At 60.3% G+C, this 20,012-nt stretch carries 16 protein-coding genes; 11 read left to right on the forward strand and 5 right to left on the reverse strand.

Going from position 1 to position 20,012, the window contains the following annotated elements; genetic code table 11:
• Window positions 1–8 precede the first annotated feature (8 nt).
• Both QN224_RS13620 and QN224_RS13625 read right to left on the reverse strand, forming a co-directional pair.
• Window positions 9–821, reverse strand: coding sequence for a glycosyltransferase family 2 protein (locus tag QN224_RS13620; protein WP_283977121.1), 813 nt, complete (start codon window positions 819–821; stop codon window positions 9–11).
• Between the two features lie 141 nt (window positions 822–962).
• Window positions 963–1,433, reverse strand: a complete 471-nt coding sequence (locus QN224_RS13625) for an Lrp/AsnC family transcriptional regulator (RefSeq protein WP_173512992.1) — start codon at window positions 1,431–1,433, stop codon at window positions 963–965.
• A gap of 563 nt (window positions 1,434–1,996) precedes the next feature.
• On the opposite strand from QN224_RS13625, the gene trxB reads away from it, so the two are divergent.
• From trxB to QN224_RS13660, 7 genes are all read left to right on the forward strand, one after another.
• Window positions 1,997–2,971: a thioredoxin-disulfide reductase gene (trxB, locus tag QN224_RS13630; protein ID WP_283977123.1), complete on the forward strand. Its 975-nt coding sequence runs from the start codon at window positions 1,997–1,999 to the stop codon at window positions 2,969–2,971.
• A gap of 119 nt (window positions 2,972–3,090) precedes the next feature.
• Window positions 3,091–3,987 carry a LysR family transcriptional regulator VtlR gene (locus QN224_RS13635; protein ID WP_173512994.1) on the forward strand — a complete coding sequence of 299 codons (897 nt, stop codon included), beginning with the start codon at window positions 3,091–3,093 and terminating at the stop codon, window positions 3,985–3,987.
• Between the two features lie 691 nt (window positions 3,988–4,678).
• The gene (locus QN224_RS13640; RefSeq protein ID WP_173512995.1) at window positions 4,679–4,969 is read left to right on the forward strand and encodes a helix-turn-helix transcriptional regulator; all 291 of its coding nucleotides are present in this window, start codon (window positions 4,679–4,681) and stop codon (window positions 4,967–4,969) included.
• Between the two features lie 48 nt (window positions 4,970–5,017).
• Window positions 5,018–6,139: an alkene reductase gene (locus QN224_RS13645; protein ID WP_283977124.1), complete on the forward strand. Its 1,122-nt coding sequence runs from the start codon at window positions 5,018–5,020 to the stop codon at window positions 6,137–6,139.
• 68 nt (window positions 6,140–6,207) lie between these two features.
• Window positions 6,208–7,002, forward strand: coding sequence for an aminoglycoside phosphotransferase family protein (locus QN224_RS13650; protein ID WP_283977125.1), 795 nt, complete (start codon window positions 6,208–6,210; stop codon window positions 7,000–7,002).
• Between the two features lie 43 nt (window positions 7,003–7,045).
• On the forward strand, window positions 7,046–7,555 hold the full coding sequence (locus QN224_RS13655) for a GNAT family N-acetyltransferase (protein WP_269283589.1): 510 nt from the start codon (window positions 7,046–7,048) through the stop codon (window positions 7,553–7,555).
• 121 nt (window positions 7,556–7,676) lie between these two features.
• A complete protein-coding gene (locus QN224_RS13660; protein WP_283977126.1) occupies window positions 7,677–8,615 on the forward strand; it encodes a lytic transglycosylase domain-containing protein in 939 nt (312 codons plus the stop codon).
• Here the strand turns inward: QN224_RS13660 and QN224_RS13665 are convergent.
• Window positions 8,605–9,630: an NAD-dependent epimerase/dehydratase family protein gene (locus tag QN224_RS13665; protein ID WP_283977127.1), complete on the reverse strand. Its 1,026-nt coding sequence runs from the start codon at window positions 9,628–9,630 to the stop codon at window positions 8,605–8,607. The genes QN224_RS13660 and QN224_RS13665 overlap by 11 nt on opposite strands.
• A 91-nt stretch (window positions 9,631–9,721) precedes the next feature.
• On the opposite strand from QN224_RS13665, the gene QN224_RS13670 reads away from it, so the two are divergent.
• Complete coding sequence (locus QN224_RS13670; RefSeq protein WP_283977482.1) at window positions 9,722–10,615, forward strand: LysR family transcriptional regulator; 894 nt, start codon at window positions 9,722–9,724, stop codon at window positions 10,613–10,615.
• 63 nt (window positions 10,616–10,678) lie between these two features.
• On the opposite strand, the gene gyrA is transcribed toward QN224_RS13670, so the two are convergent.
• Window positions 10,679–13,456, reverse strand: coding sequence for a DNA gyrase subunit A (gyrA, locus tag QN224_RS13675; protein WP_283977128.1), 2,778 nt, complete (start codon window positions 13,454–13,456; stop codon window positions 10,679–10,681).
• 331 nt (window positions 13,457–13,787) lie between these two features.
• Between gyrA and QN224_RS13680 the strand changes: the two genes are divergently transcribed.
• Window positions 13,788–14,417: a MarC family protein gene (locus QN224_RS13680; RefSeq protein WP_283977129.1), complete on the forward strand. Its 630-nt coding sequence runs from the start codon at window positions 13,788–13,790 to the stop codon at window positions 14,415–14,417.
• Window positions 14,418–14,712: 295 nt separating this feature from the next.
• Here the strand turns inward: QN224_RS13680 and QN224_RS13685 are convergent, their stop codons facing one another.
• A complete protein-coding gene (locus QN224_RS13685) occupies window positions 14,713–15,237 on the reverse strand; it encodes a single-stranded DNA-binding protein (RefSeq protein WP_173513004.1) in 525 nt (174 codons plus the stop codon).
• Between the two features lie 283 nt (window positions 15,238–15,520).
• Here QN224_RS13685 and uvrA point away from each other — a divergent pair, with 283 nt between their 5' ends.
• Both uvrA and QN224_RS13695 read left to right on the forward strand, forming a co-directional pair.
• Window positions 15,521–18,442 (forward strand): excinuclease ABC subunit UvrA, encoded by a 2,922-nt coding sequence (gene uvrA / locus QN224_RS13690; RefSeq protein WP_283977483.1) that lies wholly within the window; start codon window positions 15,521–15,523, stop codon window positions 18,440–18,442.
• A gap of 190 nt (window positions 18,443–18,632) precedes the next feature.
• Window positions 18,633–19,436, forward strand: coding sequence for a DUF72 domain-containing protein (locus tag QN224_RS13695; RefSeq protein ID WP_283977130.1), 804 nt, complete (start codon window positions 18,633–18,635; stop codon window positions 19,434–19,436).
• Window positions 19,437–20,012: the final 576 nt, after the last annotated feature.

Genomic DNA, 20,012 nt, shown 5'->3' on the forward strand with positions numbered 1-20,012 from the left:
CAATCGCTCTAGCGGGAAAGCGCGTCGTCCGCATTCGACCGTTGCTTGAGGGCATGCCTTTGATAGATCTTGGCCGCGGTCAGAAAAGAATAAACGGCGCCCGTCATAGCCTCGATGAAGCCCGGCAGTCCGCAGCGCCAAAGGCCGTTGCGAAAATAGAGGCGAAAGAAATAGAGCGGTGGACCGAAGACTAGCTTATAGGACCTTGGCGGCCTGCCGGCTTCAACCTGCTGGTCGGCTTTCAGGCTCGAGTACTTGTTTTCTTTGAGGATCTGCTCGTCCATAAGCAGCGGCCGGAAATGAAGAAGGCTGCCGGAGCGGGCGTTCTCGACCTTGCCGTCCGGTACGATGCCTTCATGCACCTTCTGGCTGAGATCGTATTGCCCCCTGCCCCGGCGGATAAGGCGCAGGTTGCGCCGCTCATGCACCTTTACCGGCGTATAGCCATAGCCAATCAGATAAGGTCGCCGCGCAACGCGCCAGCCCACCGTGTCCGCGGGGGCCCGGAGAAGGTCAGGCAAAAGCTTGCGCAGCGGCGCATCCAGCCGTTCGTCTGCATCGATGTTGAAGCACCACGGCTGGCTGCATTGCTCCAGCGCGAACTGTTTCTGTCCTGCATAGCCGCGCCACGGCTCGTACATGAACCGGATCGGCCAGCCTTTGTCGATATAGGACTGCACGAGCGCAGCCGTGCCGTCCGTCGAGCCCGAATCGACGATGACGATCTCGGCGCATTGCTCGAGGCTTTCGATGCAATTGCCCAGATAGCCTTCTTCATTGAGGCAGATGATGAAAGCGGAAAGCGGAAGCTTGGAGGTCACGCCGATGCCTTTTCAAGCCGTTTTTGAGATGAGGCGGCCCGACCTAAGAAACATTCCGGTACTTTTCCCGAGCGGGAGCATGGTTTCACGGGTACTTTCCTACAGGGATCGCAGGCCGAGTACGGTGACCGCGGGCCGCGGCTAGATTTCCACCTGGCACGCGTCCTTCACCTGACGGATCGTCAGCATCGTGCGCACCGTGTCGACATTGTCGGTTGCCGTTAGCTCCTCAATAACGAAATCCTGAAAGCTCGCAAGGTTCTCGGCCACGCACTGCAGCAGAAAGTCGGATTCGCCTGAGACCATCCAGGCCTCGCGGACCAGCGGCCAGGAAGCGGTGCGGGCGGCGAATGCTTTCAGGTTCGCATCCGACTGATGCTTGAGGCCGACCATGCAGAAGGCGACGAGATCGTAACCGAGCGCCGATGCGTTCAGGAGTGCGCGGTAGCCGCGAATGACACCCGCCTCCTCCAGCTTGCGGACGCGGCGCAGACAAGGGGGCGCCGAAATGCCCACACGTTCGGCGAGTTCGACATTTGTCATCCGGCCGTTGCTCTGCAGTTCGCGCAGTATTTTCATATCGATGGCATCGAGCTCGACGCGTATGACCATTGCCTAGCATCCCCAGTTTCATCGGCCTTTGCGAAGGAGGCCTTATATGCCCGTCAGCAGGATTACGCCAATCGCCGCCCAAATCTGCGAGAGAACGATAGCGTTGTCGCCGCGAATGCGACAGGCCCGCCATTCCCGCAAGCGGCTAATTTCACTCCTGTGCCTAGCATGCAAACTGGCGTCAGAACGAGAGTACTCGCTGCCGCATGCACAGGAACCTTCGGGTAGACATTTGTGAAAATCCAGCGCAAATCACCACGGCTTCCGCACGCATCCCAGCAACTGATGCACCGGATCGGCCTTCTGGCACGAAAGCGCTGCAAAACAAAGCGGGTCGCCGTTGCCGCGGAATCGCGCTCCGGGATCGACCGAGACATTGAAAACGATGCAAAAATGCCCGATCTGGTGCCAAAACGCTGCCCATAGCCCAAGCACTTGTGTGTATAGGCGGCCACACCCTTGAAAGTACAAGCGGTGAATACCTAAAGTAAGGCGATATTTGCCAGTAACCAACGGAACCGGATGATGCTGCCCAGGCTCTCCGGCCTATCAAGGACACGTTCATGACTGCCCGCCATACCAAAGTGCTGATCGTCGGCTCCGGCCCTGCTGGCTACACTGCGGCCATCTACACGGCGCGCGCCATGCTTTCGCCGGTGCTGATCGCGGGAATGGAACAGGGCGGCCAATTGATGATCACCACCGACGTGGAGAATTATCCCGGCTACGCCGATCCGGTCCAAGGCCCCTGGATGATGGAACAGATGCTGAAGCAGGCGACGCATGTCGGTGCGGAGATCGTCAATGATCTTGTGACGGATGTCGATCTTTCCGTCCGCCCCTTCCGCATCAAGACCGATAGCGGCAACGACTGGACGACGGACGCATTGATCATCGCCACCGGCGCCAAGGCCAAGTGGCTCGGCATTGAGACCGAGCCGACCTTCATGGGCTTCGGGGTTTCGGCATGCGCCACCTGCGACGGTTTCTTCTATCGCAACAAGGACGTCTTCGTCGTCGGCGGCGGCAATTCCGCCGTGGAGGAAGCGCTTTACCTCTCAAATCTGGCGAAGACGGTCACCGTCGTTCACCGTCGCGACGCATTCCGGGCCGAGAAGATTCTTCAGGAACGCCTTTTCGCCAAGCCGAATGTGAGGGTCATCTGGGATCATGAGGTCGTCGAATATCTCGGCACGCCGGCAAAGCCACCGATGCCCGCTTCGGTCAACGGCGTGAAGCTTCGCAACACGAAGACCGGCGAAACCACGGACATGGTGACGGATGGCGTTTTCGTCGCCATCGGTCATGCGCCGGCGGTGGAGCTGTTCAAGGGCAAGCTTCGCCAGAAGCCGAACGGCTATCTCTGGACGGCGCCGGATTCGACGGCGACCGATGTCGCGGGTGTTTTCGCTGCCGGCGACGTCACTGACGACGTCTACCGCCAGGCAGTCACGGCGGCGGGCATGGGCTGCATGGCGGCGCTCGAGGCGGAGAAATATCTGGCGGGTCATATGCCCGTCGCAATTGCAGCCGAATAGAAGCTGCGAATCGGGGTGTGCGCCGTGAGGCGCCGCGTCCCGCGTGGGAACAGATGCATCAGGCCACAACCGGAGGACGATTATTCAGTTCCCCGGCGTGGTGGTATATGGGGGCTTTCATGTCGTTAGACTGGGATAAACTGCGCATATTTCATGCGGCGGCCGAGGCCGGCTCGTTCACGCATGCGGCAGACAAACTCCATCTCTCGCAATCGGCCATCAGCCGGCAGGTCAGTTCGCTCGAACAGGACGTCGGCATCAAGCTGTTTCATCGCCACGCCCGTGGCCTGATCCTCACCGAACAGGGCGAGATCCTCTACCGCACCGCGCATGAAGTGCTGATGAAGCTCGAAAGCGTCAAGGTGCAACTCACTGAGACGACCGACAAACCGACCGGGAAGCTGCGCATCACCACCACGGTAGGGCTCGGCCAGGGCTGGTTGACGGACAAGATACAGGAATTCATGTCGCTGCACCCGGACGTGCAGGTCCAGCTCATCCTGGACAATGAAGAGCTCGACGTGAACATGCGGCACGCGGACTGCGCTATCCGGCTGCGTCAGCCGCAGCAGTCGGATCTGATCCAGCGCAAGCTCTTCACGGTGCACATGCATATCTATGCCGCGCCCTCCTACATCAACAAGCACGGCGAGCCCCAGTCCGTCGAGGATCTGGACAATCACCGGATCATCACCTTCGGCGAGCCGGCGCCCAATTACCTGCTCGATGTGAACTGGCTGGAGATCGCCGGACGGGATCACGACAATCCGCGAATCTCGCATCTGCAGATCAACAGCCAGACCTCGATCAAGCGCGCCTGCCTGCTAGGCATCGGCATCGCCATGCTTCCCGACTACATCGTCGGCCGCGATCCCGGACTCATTCAGCTTCCGATCAGCGCAGACATTCCGTCCTTCGACACCTATTTCTGCTACCCGGACGAAATGAAGAACGCGGCGAAGTTGAAAGTCTTCCGTGACTATATCGTTGCCAAGGCGCGCAACTGGAATTTTTGACGCCTGCTTCAGTTGCTTCAATTCTGGGCAATTGCTCACAGTAGTTGTAAGGTACCGTTTTGTAAGGATATTTTCTAACGCGGAGGAAGTTCCCGTTAGAGGGGGCGCTCTGTGCGCCGCATAAATGTGCAGTGATGCGCACACGACATGGCTGTCATGCATATTAAATGATTGCTGTGCGCCCAAAAAAACAGCATACCAAACCCAGCTGATGCATCTTTGGTGGCTTCTCCTCCCAGTGCCACCGCAGCAGCTGTTCCCCTCTGGAGGTTCTTATTACCTTCACAACTACAAGGGCCCAAGTTTTCTTGTGGCCCTCTTTTTTTGCCTGCCGCTCCCCAAAGCCTTCACTCGAGAAAATGGCAAGGCCAGCTATTGAAAGCCGCCTTTGCATTCCCCACATGTTTCTTGGCTGATGCATATGGCGGCATTCTCCTCCCAGCCGCCGCAGCAGCTGTTCCCCTCTGGAGGTTTGAGACCTTCACAACTGTAAGGGCCCAAGTTTTCTTGTGGCCCTCTTTTTTTGCCGATGAAAGAGCATGATTTCGGGTCGATTTCGGCGTGTTGGCGCTGGATCCGGATGGACTGCTTGGCGTCTGCATTCCGCTTTGTATGAGATCACGGGCATGTGATTTGTATATCGAAATTTGTCGATACATATATCGATGTAACTAGGTACGGCGATTTTGCAATGGATAAAGATGAAATCCTGAAGGCGTTGGCGCATCCGGCTCGGATGGACATTCTTACATGGTTGAAGGAGCCGGAGGCACATTTCTCAGGCCAGGAGCATCCACTCGATATGGGTGTCTGCGCCGGACAGTTCGAACGTTGCGGCCTATCGCAATCGACCGTGTCGTCTCACCTCGCCGTCCTGCAACGCGCCGGTCTGGTGACAACCCGGCGCGTCGGCCAGTGGGTTTTCTACAAGCGCAACGAGGAAACGATCGCCGAGTTCCTGAAGGCCATCGGCAACCTCTGACATCGCTTTCTTCCTCCCAAGTCTCAGCTGCAACGGAAAGCACATTTCATGGCTTCACTTTTCGACCCGATCACGATCGGCGAAATCACGCTCCAGAATCGGGTCGTGATGGCTCCGCTCACCCGCAACCGCTCGCCGAAAGCGGTCCCCAACACGCTGAACGTCACCTATTACGAGCAGCGCGCTTCCGCCGGCTTGCTGATTACCGAGGGGACGGCGATCACGCATCAGGGGCAAGGCTATGCCGACGTTCCGGGTCTCTATAAGCCCGAGGCACTCGAAGGATGGCGTAAGGTGACGGATGCCGTTCACAGCGCCGGCGGCAAGATCGTCGTCCAGATGTGGCATGTAGGCCGTATCTCGCACACGTCTCTCCAGCCAAATGGCGGCCAGCCCGTCGCTCCCTCGGCGATCCGGGCAAAGTCGAAGACCTATCTCGTCAACGAGGATGGAACCGGCGGTTTCGCAGAAACGTCCGAACCCCGCGCGCTGGAACTGGCGGAAATTGCTGGGATCGTCGAAGACTACCGCAAGGCCGCGCGTGCCGCGATCGATGCCGGGTTCGACGGGGTCGAGATTCACGCCGCGAACGGTTACTTGATCGACCAATTTTTGCGTTCCGGCTCCAACCAGCGCACGGACGCCTATGGCGGTTCGATCGAGAATCGCGCGCGCTTCATCTTCGAGGTAGTCGACGTGATCACGAAGGAGATCGGCGCAGGCCGGGTTGGCATCCGTATTTCGCCGGTCACTCCGGCCAATGATGCCTTTGACCCGGAGCCACAGACGCTCTTCACTTACGTCGTGGAAAAACTTGCCCGCTATCCGCTTGCCTATATTCACGTCATCGAGGGCGCGACGGGCGGCGCGCGTGATCACCAGCAGGGCGATCGCCCCTTCGATTATGCCGGGCTCCGCGCTGCCTACACCGCGGCCGGCGGCAAGGCTGCCTGGATGACGAATAACGGATACGACCGAGACCTCGCGGTCAGGACCGTCGAAACTGGCGAAGCCGATCTCGTTGCTTTCGGCAAGCCCTTCATCGCCAACCCCGATCTCGTCCGCAGGCTGAAGGACAACGCACCGCTCAACGCTCCCGACCAGGCAACGTTCTACGGCGGCGGCGCCAAAGGATACACCGATTATCCGGTGCTTGATCAGGTTGCTTGAGACTTGGCCACGAAGGGCCTCGCGCAATGCGGGGCCCTTTCCCATCACGAATCTACTATCCTGCCCTAATGTTTGCTTCCTGGATTGAGAGATGGTCGCTGGTGCCCGATGGCGAGGCGATCACCACCCGTTCGAGCCGCCTGCTGCCGGTGCGCTGGCGCGGCCTGCCGGCAATGCTCAAGGTTGCGCAGGAAGCGGAGGAAAAATTCGGCGGTTTACTGATGCGCTGGTGGGACGGTCATGGCGCGGCTCGTGTCTATGCCGAGGGCGGTGAAGCCATCCTCATGGAGCGCGCGGAAAGCCGGCGCGCGCTCTTTCACATGGCAATGACGGGCAGCGACGATACCGCGACGCGGATCATCTGCCGCACGGTCGCCGCGCTGCATGCTCCGCGCTCGATGCCACTCCCGGAACTCGTCCCGCTCGAAAGATGGTTCGAAGCGCTCGAACCAACTGCGCATGCCCAAGCCGGTCTGTTCGAGATTTGTGCTGGTGCGGCAAGGGCGCTTTTCGCAGATCCTCATCCGCCGACCGTGCTGCACGGCGACATCCACCATGGAAACATCCTTGACTTTGGTGAACGGGGCTGGCTCGCGATCGATCCGAAGCGTCTCCATGGCGAGCGGGGCTTCGACTATGCAAACCTCTTTTGTAATCCTGAATTGCCGATCGTCACAGCGCCTGGGCGACTCGAGAAACAACTCGCTGTCGTAGCGCAGGAGGCGCGGCTCGAGCCACGGCGGGTTCTTTACTGGGTCCTTGCCTATGCCGGCCTGTCGGCAGCCTGGTTCCTGCAGGACGGCGAAAGTGCTGAAAGCCCACTTGCAGTGGCTGAGATTGCCGCGGCTGCACTGAACCGCTAAAGCTCACGGCGTTCTCGATGGAGAACGGTTACGGGAGAGCAATATGCAAATTAGGGATGCGGTCGACGCCGACATCGAGGCCATTCGCGATATCTACAATGACGCGGTGGCGAACACGACGGCGATCTGGAACGAAACGGTCGTCGATGTCGCCAATCGCGCAGCCTGGCTGAAAGCGCGGAAGGCGGCAGGTTTTCCTGTGCTCGTTGCACAGTCCGAAACCGGCGAAGTCATCGGCTATGCCTCCTTCGGCGAATGGCGTGCTTTCGACGGCTATCGCCACACGGTCGAGCATTCGGTCTATGTGCGCAGCGACCGGCGCGGCGGCGGTATCGGCCGGGCGTTGATGGTTGCGCTCATCGAGCGCGCCGAGGCACTCGGCAAGCATGTAATGGTCGCCGGAATCGAATCGAGCAACCTCCCCTCGATCCGTTTGCACGAGCAACTGGGCTTCAAGCAAACCGGCCACATGAAGGAAGTCGGGACGAAATTCGGTCGCTGGCTTGATCTGACCTTTATGCAACTGGTTCTGCGCACCGGCTCGCCGAACTGAGATTGCCTTCGCCGGTTTTTCGTCGCGTACGAAGATGCTATGTATGTTCACTCGTTTGTCGCTGAGGAGCCGCATGGGCGAACAGAGCAGAGCGGGCAGATGCCACATCTGGGGCAACCGAATGGGACGTCTGGCGCGCGCTGCCGGAGCCGCGTTGTGGGTCGCCGGCTGGCTTGCCGGCGCGGTCTCCGGTGTTGCAGAGGCCCGCACCGATGCGCCGGTCGCTCCGCGAAAATGCCTCTATTCGGGTGTCTCCGCGGCAAACCCCTCCGTCCGCCTCTGCATCAGCCCCGATAATTTCGCCCGAGATGTCTGCGGCATCATTGAGCACTATGCCTTGGTGAATGACCTGCCGGCTTCCTTCTTTGCCCGGCTGATCTGGCGCGAAAGTCTTTTCCAGCCGGACGCTATCAGTCCGAAGGGCGCGGAGGGAATTGCCCAGTTCATGCCCGCAACGGCAAAGCTGCGCGGCTTGTCGAACAGTTTCGATGCTGTGGCGGCCCTCGGCAAATCGGCCGAGTATTTAAGCGAACTCAAGTCGCGCTATGGCAATCTCGGTTTTGCGGCAGCGGCCTACAATGCTGGCGAGGCTGGCCTAGAGCGCTTCCTCGAAAACGATCGGCTACCATACGAGACGCGCGACTATGTCTTGGCAATTACAGCCTATCCCGTCGAAGACTGGCGGGATAATCCACCGAAGTCGCTCAATCTCGAACTCGACAAGGGCAAGAGCTTCCTGGATGGCTGCGTCGCGCTGGCCAATACCCGGCGGCTGCGCGAGCTGGTCATCGCCGATGAGGCCGTCTGGGCGCCGTGGGGTGTCCAACTGTCGGCGCATTACCAGAAATCCGTTGCGCAACGGCTGTTCCTGCATGCGGTGAAAAGACTGCCGTCGCCAATCAACACCGAAAAGGCGGTCCTCGTACGGGAGCGCAATGGCGCCTTCGGAGTGAGAAGACGATACGCGGCCCGCATTGGTAGGCAGACGCGCGCCGAGGCAAACGAGCTTTGCGCCGCCATTCGCAAGAGCGGCGGCGCCTGCATCGTTTTCAAGAACTGACACCCAGGCGTCCCGGCGCGGTCGTCAACTGCCTTCCGCAATCCCGCGGAAGGCAACCGAGCGAGGTGAGAGTTGCCAGAACCGCGTCATCGATCGGCGTTTGCGGCTCCTCACCGAGTGTGGCGATCAGCCGATCATTCCGCATCTCGAGCGGCTCGCGCCAAAGATAGCGCATTTCCTTGAGCTCCTTGAAAAGCGGCACGAAGGGCGACGCAAGGGTCACGAGCCACCAGGGAAATCTTTTGACCTTGAGATCAGGCTTGCCGACAGCGCGCCGGATGGCCGCAATCATCTTGGTGCCGTCGTCATCGAAGAAACCGCGCATATGGTAGGCCGCAAATGGCGGAAGGCTTTCCGCCCGCTCGATCAATCTGATCATCGTCTCTGCCACATCCGGTAAATAGGCCCATTGGTGGGCAGTTCCCTTCTTCCCGGGATAGCTGATCGCCGTAAGCGGTCTTCCGGGCTTCACCAACCCTTGGGAAAACCAGTTGTTGGCGGCGCTCGGGCCAAAGAAGTCCCCTGCCCGCAGAATGATGACATGAACGCCAGCCTTGGACGCAGCCTTCAGTCTTGCTTCCATTTCCTTGCGGATGGCGCCTTTTTCCGTTCGTGGATTCTGCGGCGCATCTTCGTTGAGTAGCGGGAAGACATCGGGTCCAAAATTATAGATCGTGCCGGGCAAGACGATGCGCGCGCCGACCGCCTTGGCCGCAGCGATCGTGTTGTCGAGCATCGGCAGAACGAGTTTGCCCCAGTTGCGATAACCGGGCGGATTGACCGCGTGCACGATTACGCTCGCTCCATCGGCCGCGGCCATAACGTCCGTGGCGTTCATCGCGTCGCCCTGCATCCATTCGAAGGCCGACACGTTTCTGGATGCCTTCGCCGCATCCCGGCTCAACGCCCGGACCGTCCACCCGCGGAGGTGAAGGCCGCGGGCCACCGCTCCCCCTATTCCCCCAGTGGCGCCCAGCACCAGAACCGTTCCTGAATTGCCCTGCGTTTCCGTCATTTCTCTCTCCATCGCTTCGATGGATTGAGGATCGCCGGTGTTCATGCCAAACGGAATTGTCTAAATAACTATGGCAGCTATACTTAAATCTATGAACAAGGCTGAACCGAGCTGGGATTTTTACCGCACCTTTCTGATGGTCCTGAGCGAAGGATCGTTATCGGCGGCGGCGCGCGAACTTGGGCTGACGCAGCCGACGGTCGGCCGTCATGTCGATGCGCTGGAAGAAGTCCTCGGTCTTCCGCTGTTTACTCGCTCGCCGCAGGGCCTGTTGCCGACCGATGCAGCCTTGGAACTGAAGCCCTATGCCGAAGCCCTGGCGGCCACCTCCTCCGCTCTGCTTCGTGCCGCCTCCGGACAGCATGGCGCGATTGGCGGAACCGTCCGCATCAGCGCCAGCGAGGTGATCGGCATAGAGGTCTTGCCGCCGATCCTTGCAGAACTTAACCGGGAATATCCGGACCTCACCATCGAGCTTTCCGCATCGGACACAGTCGAGGATCTTTTGCGCCAGGATGCTGACATCGCCGTGCGCATGGTCAGACCGTCGCAGGATGCCTTGGTTGCCCTTCATATCGGCGCGGTGCGCCTCGGCTTCCACGCGCATCGGTCCTATCTCGACCGTCGCGGCGTGCCTGAAACGATCGATGACCTCTCCCGCCACACCCTGATAGGTTTCGATCGGGAAACTGCTGCGATCCGCAGCATCATGGCGCGCACGCCGGATCTGCCGGCGGTGCGTTTTGCGCTGAAGACCGACAGCAATGTCGCGCAGCTCGCGGCCATACGCGCCGGGTTCGGCATCGGCATCTGCCAGAATGCGCTTGCCGCCCGCGATCCACAGCTTGCCCATGTGTTGCCCGACGCCTTCCAGATGAAGCTCGAAACCTGGCTGGTGATGCACGAAAACCTGCGCGCGAGCCCGCGCTGCCGTGTTGCATTCGATGCCTTGGCACGCGGGCTGCAGGCCTATATCCGGCAATAGCCCAGCGGACGACAAAAAGCCCGCCGGGAGGGCGGGCTTTCCAAGTTTGGCAAGCAAGTGCGCTCAGTCTTCCGAAGCCTCGGGTGGCTCCGGCGCGATGCCTTCGGCAATCGCAGCTTCCACAATCTCGTCCTCGCCGTCCGGCTCGCTGATCCGCTCGACAGACACGACCTTCTCGTCCTTGGCGGTCGAGAAGATCGTAACGCCCTTCGTCGCTCGGCTGGCCAGACGGATGCCGCTGACGGGCACGCGAATGAGCTGACCACCATCGGAGACGAGCATGATCTGGTCGTTGAATTCGACCGGGAAGGCGGCGACCAGCTCGCCGATCTCGGCCGTCTTCGAGGTGTCGGTAGCGCGGATGCCTTTGCCGCCGCGGCCCGACGTGCGGAAGTCGTAGGAGGACGAACGCTTGCCGAAGCCTTTTTCGGAGACCGTCAGCACGAATTGTTCGCGTGCCTTCAGTTCCTCGTAGCGCTCGTTGGAAAGCTCGCCGCCGTCGGTGACTTCTTCGCCGACCAGAGCGATCTCCTCTTCTTCGCCGTTCGTGCGCCGCTCGGCGGCTGCGCGCTTCAGATAGGCCGCACGCTCCCACGGCTCCGCATCGACATGGCCAACGATCGCCATCGAGATGATGCGGTCGCTGTCGCCGAGCGAGATGCCGCGCACGCCGATCGAATTGCGGCCGGCAAAGACGCGCACGTCGGAAACCGGGAAGCGAATGCATTGGCCGAGCGCCGTCGTCAACAGCACGTCGTCCAGCTCGGTGCAGGTGTCGACCGAGAGGATTTCGTCGCCCTCTTCGTCGAGCTTCATCGCGATCTTGCCGTTGCGGTTGACCTGGACGAAGTCCGAGAGCTTGTTGCGGCGGACCGTGCCGCGGGTGGTCGAGAACATCACGTCCAGGTTTTCCCAGGTCGTTTCGTCTTCCGGCAGCGGCATGATCGTGGTGATGCGTTCACCGGGCTCGAGCGGCAGCATGTTGATCAGGGCCTTGCCGCGCGATTGCGGCGTACCGATCGGAAGTCGCCAGACCTTTTCCTTGTAGACGATGCCGCGCGACGAGAAGAACAGGACCGGCGTATGGGTGTTGGCAACGAATAGCCGGGTAACGAAATCCTCGTCCCGCGTCGCCATGCCGGAACGGCCCTTGCCGCCGCGGCGCTGCGCCCTGTAGGTGGTCAGCGGCACGCGCTTGATATAGCCGAGATGAGAAACCGTCACGACCATGTCTTCCTGGGCGATCAGGTCTTCGTCGTCCATATCGGGGCCGCCTTCGGCGATCTCGGTCCGCCGTGGCGTTCCGAATTCGTCGCGGACAGCTTCCATTTCCTGCTTGACGATCGACATGATGCGCAGGCGCGAGGAGAGGATATCGAGGTAGTCCTTGATTTCCTCGCCGATCTTGTTGAGTTCGTCGCCGATTTCGTCACGGCCGAGCGCTGTCAGGCGTTGCAGGCGCAGGTCGAGGATGGCGCGGGCCTGCTCTTCCGAGAGATTGTAGGTGCCGTCATCGTTGATGCGGTGACGCGGATCGTCGATCAGACGAATGAGCGCATCGACGTCATGCGCCGGCCAGCGGCGCTCCATCAACTGCTCGCGCGCCGTCTGCGGATCGGGCGCGTGGCGGATCAGCTTGATGATTTCGTCGATATTGGCGACGGCGATGGCGAGACCGACCAACACATGCGCGCGCTCGCGCGCCTTGCGAAGCAGGAATTTTGTTCTCCGGCTAACGACTTCTTCGCGGAAGGAGACGAAGGCGCGCAGCATGTCGAGCAGCGTCATCTGCTCCGGCTTGCCGCCGTTGAGCGCCACCATGTTGCAGCCGAACGAGGTCTGCAGCGGCGTGTAGCGGTAGAGCTGGTTGAGGATGACCTCGGCGTTGGCGTCGCGCTTCAGCTCGATGACGACGCGATAGCCCTGGCGGTCGGATTCGTCGCGAAGGTCCGAGATGCCTTCGATGCGCTTGTCGCGCACCAGCTCGGCCATCTTCTCGATCATCGTCGCCTTGTTCACCTGGTAGGGGATCTCGGTGATGATGATCTGCTCGCGATCGCCGCGCATCGGCTCGACATGGGCACGTCCGCGCATGATGACGGAGCCACGGCCGGTCTCATAGGCCTGGCGGATGCCGGAACGGCCGAGGATCAGGGCGCCGGTCGGAAAATCCGGCCCCGGAATGATCTCCATCAGTTCCGGCAGTTCGATCGCCGGCTTGTCGATCAGCGCGATGCAGCCGTTGATGACTTCGCCGAGGTTGTGCGGGGGGATGTTGGTCGCCATGCCGACGGCGATACCGCCTGCGCCGTTCACCAGCAGGTTCGGGAATTTCGCCGGTACGACTACAGGCTCATGCAGCGTGCCGTCGTAGTTGTCGCGGAAATCGACCGTTTCCTTGTCGAGATCGTCAAGCAGCGAATGCGCGGCTTTCTGCAGCCGGCATTCGGTATAGCGTTCGGCCGCAGGCGGGTCGCCGTCGACCGAACCGAAGTTGCCCTGACCGTCGATCAACGGCAATCGCAGCGACCACTCCTGCGCCATGCGCGCCAGCGCATCGTAAATCGCCATGTTGCCGTGCGGGTGGTATTTACCCATCACGTCGCCTGTGACGCGGGCGCACTTGACGTATTTCTTGTTCCAGTCGATGCCGAGCTCGCTCATCCCGTAGAGGATGCGCCGGTGAACGGGTTTCAGGCCGTCGCGCACATCGGGAAGCGCGCGGGAAACGATTACGCTCATGGCGTAATCGAGATAGGACCGTTGCATTTCCTCGATGATGGAAATCGGCTCGATGCCTGGCGGATTTTTTCCGCCGCCGGGAGTGCTTTGTTCAGTCAATGTTGATCACGATCTTTGTTCAGAATCAGTCGATTTTTTATAGCCGAATGCGGCTCTAAGCGCCAATTTTTGCAGTTGGTTGTGAACAGTCTTTTGCCGCAGGAACAGGCTTTTCTAGGGCATTCGTCCGGAAATCGGAATGAGATTTGCGAGGCGCCGAGCATGCGCGCCGCGCATCCCTTACGATCAAGGCCGCGAGGCATGTCCCAGGTCGGTTTAAGCCATTGATCGGCCGTTGGCTAGCCGCCCCTTTCCAAGCTCGCCGCGCTTGCCTAACAATGCGCGCAAGCCACCGGGAAAACCCGGGGTAGCAATCCGGAAGGGGAAACGGATGTTCGATGCCGATCTCTTGATCAACGCACTGACGACGCTGCTTGTTACGCTCGATCCGCCGGGTCTCGCCCCGATCTTCTTGAGCCTTACCGTGGGCCTGAGCCGCCAGGAACGTTTCCAGGTCGCCACCCGCGGTTCGATGATCGCCTTTTTCATCCTTGCCGCTTTCGCCCTCTTCGGTGACGGCATTCTTGGCTTGCTCGGGATCTCGATCGGCGCCTTCCGCATCGCGGGCGGTCTGCTGCTTTTCTGGATCTCGTTCGAAATGATCTTCGAACGACGCCAGGAACGGAAGGAAAAGACCGGCGAAGTCGCGGTGACCAAGGACCATATTCACAACATCGCGGTATTCCCCCTCGCCCTGCCCCTGATCGCCGGTCCGGGTGCGATTTCGGCCACCATCCTGCTTGGCAGTTCATTTCCCTCGGTTACCGATCGTGTCCAGCTTCTCGTTGTCATCGCAGCGTCGATGGTGCTCTTGTTTCTGGCACTGGTGATCTCCGAACGCATTGACCGTTTCCTCGGGGTCACGGGACGGGCGATCCTCACACGCCTCCTTGGTGTCATTCTGGCGGCACTGGCAGTGCAGTTCGTCCTCGACGGCGTGCGCTCGGCCTTCCTGGCGTAACGCATCTGGCCGGAAGAACCGGAGATCAACAGCGCAATGCATCGCGTCACCGAAAACGGCGCTCGTCCGTCGCATCGGGGCGGCTCTGCTGCATATTTCGTTAAGTCGCAGCCGATTTAAGGATAGAACATGCGGCAATTCAAAGGATTACAGCGTTCTTTGCGCGTCTGATAAGACGCGCGGCGCCATAGGTGCACTCGTGGGACAACCAAAGCGTCAAAAGCCGGTCCAACTGCGACCGGCTTTTCCAATTCTCGACGTTTTTCGCGGAGCCGTTCTCGCGAGCGGCAACACATCAGAACGGAATGTCGTCGTCGAGATCGCGCGAGAAGTTGCCCCCGCTCTGACCGCCCTGGCCACCTTGGCCGCCGGAGCGCCCACCCGAAGACTGGCGCGACTGATCGTAATCCTCGTAGCCGCCGCCGAAGTCGCCGCCGCCCCGGCTGACACCGGAGCCGCCGCCCTCGCCGCGACCGTCGAGCATCGTCAACGTCGAGTTGAAGCCTTGCAGCACGACCTCGGTCGTGTAGCGGTCGTTACCGGTCTGGTCCTGCCACTTGCGGGTCTGCAACTGGCCCTCGATGTAGAGCTTGGCGCCCTTCTTCACATATTGCTCGACCACCTTGCAGAGGCCTTCGTTGAAAACGACGACATTGTGCCATTCCGTCTTCTCGCGACGCTCTCCGCTGTTGCGGTCGCGCCAGGTCTCCGAGGTGGCGATGCGCAGGTTGGCGATCGGGCGGCCATCCTGCGTGCGCCGGATTTCCGGGTCGGCCCCGACATTTCCGATCAAGATCACCTTGTTGACGCTACCAGCCATATCGCTTTTCCCGTGCTTTCCGCCGAACCGCCCGCCCGGCTCTCCAATATTTCAAGAAGCGCATCTTAACGGCCTGTCGCCGCCGATACGCCCCGCATCGCACATAATCCACAACTGATTTGCCGAGATTATAGCTGACATTTGTTCTTTTTTTGTTCTATTATTTCCCTATTATCCTGTCAACCGAATCGCAATTGAGCCGCCTCTTTGCCGATTGCGCCTCGACACGGGCGTTGTCGTCATTAAATAGGAGGCTTTCAACGACATGCAAAGCTGGCTTCCGATGAGCGAACTCAAGACCATCTCCATTCGTGGTGCGCGCGAGCACAATCTCAAGGGTATCGACCTTGATCTGCCGCGCAACAAGCTGATCGTGATGACCGGGCTTTCCGGATCCGGCAAATCCTCGCTCGCATTCGACACAATATACGCGGAGGGCCAGCGCCGCTATGTCGAGAGCCTTTCGGCCTATGCACGCCAGTTCCTTGAAATGATGCAGAAGCCGGACGTCGACCAGATCGACGGCCTGTCGCCAGCGATCTCGATCGAGCAGAAGACGACTTCGCGCAACCCCCGCTCGACGGTCGGCACGGTCACCGAGATCTACGATTATATGCGTCTGCTTTTCGCGCGCGTCGGCGTGCCCTACTCGCCGGCCACCGGTCTGCCGATCGAGAGCCAAACTGTCAGTCAGATGGTCGATCGCGTGCTGGAGTTCGGCGAGGGAACGCGGCTCTACATCCTCGCGCCGCTCGTGCGCGGCCGCAAGGGCGAGTACAAGAAGGAACTTGTCGAACTGATGAAGAAGGGCTTCCAGCGCGTCAAGGTCGACGGCCAGTTTTACGAAATTGCCGACGTGCCGGCGCTCGACAAGAAATACAAGCACGACATCGACGTCGTCGTCGATCGCGTCGTGGTGCGGCCCGATCTCTCCACACGTCTCGCCGACAGCTTGGAGACCTGCCTGACGCTTGCCGATGGCCTGGCGATCGCCGAATTCGCCGACAAGCCGCTGCCGCCGCAGGAAACCGCCGCCGGCGGTTCCGCAAACAAGTCGTTGAACGAGACGCATGAGCGGGTGCTGTTCTCCGAGAAATTCGCTTGCCCAGTCTCCGGATTCACGATTCCGGAGATCGAGCCGCGGCTCTTTTCCTTCAACAATCCCTTCGGCGCCTGCCCGACCTGCGACGGGCTTGGCAGCCAGCAGAAGATCGACGAAGCGTTGATCGTCCCGGAACCGAACCGGACCTTGCGAGATGGTGCTATCGCGCCTTGGGCGAAATCGTCTTCGCCTTATTACAATCAAACGCTCGAGGCGTTGGGCAAGGTCTTTGATTTCAAGCTCGGCAGCCGCTGGAGCGAGCTCTCCGAGGAGGCGCAGCGGGCTATCCTGCACGGGACGGAGGAGAAGATCGTCTTCCATTATGTAGACGGTGCGCGTTCCTACAACACCACGAAGACCTTCGAAGGCATCGTGCCCAATCTCGAGCGCCGCTGGAAGGAGACGGACAGCGCCTGGGCGCGCGAGGAGATCGAGCGTTTCATGTCGGCCGCCCCCTGCCCGGCATGCGCCGGTTATCGGCTGAAGCCGGAGGCGCTTGCGGTCAAGATCAACAAGCTGCACATCGGCGAAGTCACGGACATGTCGATCCGTCTCGCCCGCGACTGGTTCGAGACCCTGCCCGAGCACCTTAACGCGAAGCAGAACGAGATTGCCGTGCGCATCCTCAAGGAGATTCGCGAGCGGCTGCGCTTCCTTAACGATGTCGGGCTCGAATATCTCAGCCTCTCGCGCAATTCCGGCACGCTTTCCGGTGGCGAAAGCCAACGTATCCGGCTCGCCTCGCAGATCGGTTCCGGGCTGACAGGCGTGCTCTACGTGCTGGACGAGCCTTCGATCGGCCTGCATCAGCGGGACAATGCCCGCCTCCTCGACACGCTCCGGCATCTACGCGATATCGGCAACACGGTCATCGTCGTGGAGCATGACGAAGACGCAATCCTGACCGCCGACTACGTCGTCGATATCGGCCCGGCGGCCGGCATCCACGGCGGCGAGATCGTGGCGGAAGGCATGCCGTCCGACATCATGACAAATCCGAAGTCGCTCACCGGAAAATACCTCTCCGGCGAACTCGCGGTCGCCGTGCCGAGCGAGCGACGGAAACCAAAAAAGAAAAAGGAAATCACGGTCGTAGGGGCGCGAGCCAACAATCTGAAGGATGTGACGGCCTCGATCCCGCTTGGCGTCTTCACCGCCGTCACCGGCGTTTCGGGCGGCGGCAAGTCGACTTTCCTCATCGAAACGCTCTACAAGGCGGCCGCACGCCGCATCATGGGCGCGCGCGAAAATCCCGCCGAACACGACCGGATCGACGGTTTCGAGCATATCGACAAGGTGATCGACATCGACCAGTCGCCGATCGGCCGCACGCCGCGGTCGAACCCGGCGACCTATACCGGCGCCTTCACGCCGATTCGCGACTGGTTCGCTGGGCTTCCGGAGGCGAAGGCGCGCGGCTACCAGCCGGGGCGCTTCTCCTTCAACGTCAAAGGCGGCCGCTGCGAAGCCTGCCAAGGCGACGGCGTCATCAAGATCGAGATGCACTTCCTCCCCGACGTCTATGTCACCTGCGACGTCTGCCACGGCAAACGTTACAATCGCGAAACGCTCGACGTGCATTTCAAAGGCAAGTCGATTGCCGACGTGCTCGACATGACGGTGGAGGAAGGCGTCGAATTCTTTTCGGCTGTGCCTTCCGTGCGCGACAAGCTCGTGACGCTCAACCAGGTGGGGCTCGGCTATATCAAGGTCGGCCAGCAGGCGAATACGCTTTCGGGCGGCGAGGCGCAGCGCGTGAAGCTCGCCAAGGAACTGTCCAAACGCTCGACCGGCCGCACGCTCTACATACTCGATGAGCCGACAACAGGCTTGCATTTCCACGATGTAGCGAAACTTCTTGAAGTCCTGCATGAGCTCGTCAACCAGGGAAATTCGGTCGTGGTCATCGAGCACAATCTCGAAGTCATCAAGACTGCGGACTGGATCATCGACTTCGGTCCCGAAGGCGGCGACGGCGGCGGCGAAGTGATCGCCAAGGGCACGCCCGAAGATGTCGTGAAGGAGCCGCGCTCCTATACCGGCCATTTCCTGAAGGAACTGCTGGAGCGTCGGCCGGTGAAGAAGGTCGAGGCGGCGGAGTGAGGTCCTCCGGACCCGGATGCGGATTCTGGCAATTGCATGAAGCGCGTGATGCGGGGCTCCTTCGGGAGCAATACGCCTTGGAAGCGGGTGGCCGGCCTGATGGGTATCGGCGATGCTGATCGCGCGAAGGCTTAAGGCTCTTGGCGGCAAATGAGATGAACGGCCCCGTGCGGGTTTCGAGGAGGAGACGATGACACAATCCGGGAAAATCCGCGTCGGCATCGGCGGCTGGACCTTCGAGCCCTGGGAAGGCACCTTCTATCCTACCGCCCTCCCGAAGAAGCGGCAGCTGGAATTCGCCGGTAAGGAGCTACGCACGATCGAGGTCAACGGCACCTATTACAGTTCACAGAAGCCGGAGACCTTTGCACGTTGGGCGGCCGACGTTCCGGACGATTTTATCTTTTCCCTGAAGGCCAGCCGCTTCGTGACGAATCGCAAGGTCCTCGCCGAAGCCGGTGAATCGATGGAGAGATTCCTGACCCAGGGACTGACGGAACTGGGCGATCACCTCGGCCCCATTCTTTGGCAGTTCGCGCCAACCAAGAAATTCGAGCCGGATGATTTTGAAGGCTTTCTGAAGCTCCTCCCGGAAAAGCAGGACGGCCTGAGACTTCGTCATGTGGTCGAGGTCCGCAACCCTTCCTTTCAGGCACCCGATTTCATCGAGCTGCTGAACAAATACAAGGTGGCGGTCGTGCTCGCCGAACATGCGGACTATCCGATGATCGCCGACGTCACCGCAGACTTCGTCTATGCAAGGCTGCAGAAAGGCAGCGATGACGTAAAGACCTGCTATCCGCCCGAGGGGCTGGATCTATGGGCCGATCGGCTGAAGACCTTTGCGGCGGGCGGTGAGTCGGAAGGGCTCGAAAAGAGCGCGCCGGACCGCAAGGCAGAGAAGACGCCCCGCGACGTTTTTGCCTTTTTCATCACCTCGGGCAAGGTCAACGCGCCGAACGGCGCCAGAGAACTGCAGAAGCGCGTGGGGTAAAGCAATTCCAGGATAAAGTGTGCAACGGTTTTCCATCCGGAACTGCGTAGTTTCAAGGGGGCGGCGCCGAAGGGAGCAGCAGCGTTGGTTGATTCGTTGCGGCCGTGATTGCTGCTGCAACGATCATTCCTCTGAAAGGCGGCTCAGCGTTGCAGGGCAACACTATATGTTGTGCCGGCTCCCCAAACGGAATGGCGCCGCCGCCTTCAAAGTCATTGCGAGACCGAATCAGACGGGACGCGTCACATCCACGCCGCTTTTGCAATCGCGGGTAGCGCTACGGTATGTCCCTCATCTGCTTTTTCATCCTTGAAAATTTTGATTTTCCGCCTGCCGCTACGGCATTGTCGCAGGCAACCAGCGGAAGTCCCTGATTTTCAACGGCTTGATCGATGTCCCCGTTTTCCACAGTCGATCCACACAACATATAGCGCTCAAACTTCCGTCACAAACCACCCCTTGACGCCCTGAGCCGATTCACGGTTAATGGATTTCACGTTGCGACGGCGGCGGACCGGGAAGTTAAGCGGCCGGTTCATCCCCCCAAATCGTCGGTTCTGGCATGCGACCCGCGGG

The organism is Sinorhizobium sp. 7-81, from assembly GCF_030124405.1.
Lineage (GTDB): Bacteria > Pseudomonadota > Alphaproteobacteria > Rhizobiales > Rhizobiaceae > Sinorhizobium > Sinorhizobium psoraleae.